Genomic DNA, 2,240 nt, shown 5'->3' with positions numbered 1-2,240 from the left:
TGGGATCACCCACAGGCCGAAATATACTTCGGCCTCTTAAATCAACCTTTCTCCGCACCCAGCGCCACTTAAACGCAAGTTGTCCGGTACTGAACGCCAGGGAGTACGGCGATCAGATTCGCGCAGTGGGTGCCAAATTGAAAACGCAGCTTGCCAGTCTGCCCAAGAATCAGCGGGCGCTGGTGACGTGCGAGGGGGCCTTCTCATACCTGACGCGCGATTACAACCTGGCCGAGCATTATCTGTGGCCGGTCAACGCGGAAAAGCGACAGAGAACGCCGCGCCAAATCAAGGGCGTCATTGACGTGGTGCGCGCCTAGAAAATTCCCGCCGTGTTCTGCGAAAGCACTGTGCCGACGCGCGGCATGGAACAGGTGGCGAGGGAAGCCGGAGCCAGATTCGGCGGCGTGCTGTACGTGAATTCGCTGACCGACACGATAGGACCGCTGCCGACCTACCTGACCCAGCCGCAAAAGGACGCCGACACCACCACGAAGGCACTAACCTCGAAGGAATTTCTGTGCTGAGGTTCTCCGCCGCTGAGGCGTGCTGAAGCATAAAGCGGCGTCTGCGTAACCGCCCTGGGGCTAGCGGCACGCTGGATCAGTGTTACGCTCTCTTCTCACAGCCCTTCTTCCTGCTCAAGCAGCCAAGATGTTTGCTCACGCGGGCGTTTGCCCTGTTGGGCGTTTGAGGTTCCACAATCCAAAAAGGCTCATCCTGGGTTCCGGGGAGCTGAGGTCAGAAGTAGAGTCAACATCGGCTCCAACAGCGAAAACCCGCGACAACGGATGTTGTGCATGGCCTGAAAGAAGGCCAGATAGAGCGGCAACCAGCGCTGCGAAAGGCCCCTATGAGGACGCAGCCACGAGCGGAGTAAGCTCCACACGCCTTCAATCGTGTTGACGTGGACTTCGTTGATGCCATCGCCATCGTCATCGCGCGCCCACTCCCGGTCACCGTGGTTCACGGTGACGTGTGTGTAGCCCCAGGCGGGCAACCGGGCGTAGATCGCGTATTCATCGGTATTGACGACACTGCCTGCCTGAATCGTGTTCAGGATGTGGGGCTGGATGGTCCACTGCTGAACGTTGTCACAGAGGTGGAGCGCAAGTTGTCCACCCCGCTCAATCATCCCCAACACCGGGGGTTTGTCGGACGCGGCGGTGCCGCGTCCTCGCTTGCCCTTCAGGCGTCGTCTGCGTCCAGGACGGGATTTTTTTTCACCAGATCACTCTGGCCCTTATGACCAGCAACGAGATACACCTCGTCGATCTCGACCGTACCTGAGAGTGTGGGCGTGGTAGACGCGTCCACCACGCCCTGCCGGAGACTACGGGTCATGTCTTGAGCATCATCTTCATTCAGGCTGAGTTCGTGGGCGATCTGGCGGTTGCTCAGGTTCAGACCCATCAGATACAGGCAGGCCACCCACTGCCGCAGGGGCTGGTGGTGACCAGCGAAGACGGTGCCCGTCAGGTCATCGAATTTCCGCTGGCAGTTCAGACAGCGATATCGCTGTCTGAACCTCTGGGTGTCGTCCCGGCCCTGTTTAACCACATGCGGCGCGTGGCAGTGCGGGCAGTCCACGCCATCGGGCCAACGGAGTTCCCGCACGACCCTGAAGCATTTTTTGTCGTCCAGGAGCTGAATTAAGCTCAGCATGCCGATAGTTTATCAGAGCACCCTCAGCTCCCTAGAATCCAGGAAGAGCCTCCAAAAAACGGAGATGACGTCAGCGCCCATCCGCACTTGATTCCAGGATTAGCAGAATGTCTGAGAAAAAGGAGACAGGCGAAATCCCGATGATCTCACCAAAAGTCCACTGAGACTCACCGGACCCTCACTGCAATTCTACTAGCCAGAGGCCCTCACTGGAAATACACCGAACATCACTGGGGCGCGACGGCCACCGATTTGCTGCCGGTCAGGCTCAGGGCGGCAATCCTGTACGCGCCGTAAGTGGTTCCGGTGTTTGCCCCGGTCAGGCTCACAGGCGTAGCGCCAGCCGCGAGGTTGTTGAGAGCCACCGTGTTGGTCTTGCGGTTCCACACGCCCCGCAGGGTGCCTGCCGCCTTGGCTTTTTCCTCCAGCGTACGGCTCTTCATGTAGTCGCCCAGTTGATCCCATTTGTAGGTGTTCAGCGGCAGGGTGCTGTACTGGCTATACTTGACCAGCGCGGCGCGTGCCCAGTCGCTGGCCAGGCTCTTGCCAGCGGCGTACTGGCGCAGGTTGGGCTG

The 2,240-nt window shown here is 59.3% G+C and carries 2 protein-coding genes and 2 pseudogenes; 1 reads left to right on the top strand and 3 read right to left on the bottom strand.

From position 1 onward, the window contains the following. Nucleotides 1-125 precede the first annotated feature (125 nt). Nucleotides 126-527 (top strand): annotated as a pseudogene (locus Q319_RS29055) (metal ABC transporter solute-binding protein, Zn/Mn family). Between the two features lie 188 nt (nt 528-715). On the opposite strand, the gene Q319_RS28500 reads toward Q319_RS29055, so the two are convergent. The 3 genes and pseudogenes from Q319_RS28500 to Q319_RS28050 form a co-directional block, all read right to left on the bottom strand. Further along, the gene (locus Q319_RS28500) at nt 716-1,192 is read right to left on the bottom strand and encodes an IS1595 family transposase (protein ID WP_415814647.1); all 477 of its coding nucleotides are present in this window, start codon (nt 1,190-1,192) and stop codon (nt 716-718) included. Then, entirely contained in the window at nt 1,189-1,665 is a 477-nt protein-coding gene (locus Q319_RS28495; protein WP_211252419.1) for a transposase, read from the bottom strand. The genes Q319_RS28500 and Q319_RS28495 overlap by 4 nt, the downstream gene beginning before the upstream one ends. A gap of 227 nt (nt 1,666-1,892) precedes the next feature. Beyond that, nucleotides 1,893-2,240, bottom strand: a pseudogene (locus Q319_RS28050) (hypothetical protein); the annotation flags it as partial.

Source organism: Deinococcus marmoris DSM 12784 (assembly GCF_000701405.1).
GTDB classification, from domain to species: domain Bacteria; phylum Deinococcota; class Deinococci; order Deinococcales; family Deinococcaceae; genus Deinococcus; species Deinococcus marmoris.
The sequence above is the reverse complement of the archived record's forward strand: the minus strand, read 5'-3'. Positions and strand labels throughout refer to the sequence as shown.

What these genes read in the sequence shown, in the direction of transcription:
- Q319_RS28495 (WP_211252419.1), bottom strand. Translation starts at nt 1,665, where the DNA reads ATGCTGAGCTTAATTCAGCTCCTGGACGACAAAAAATGCTTCAGGGTC.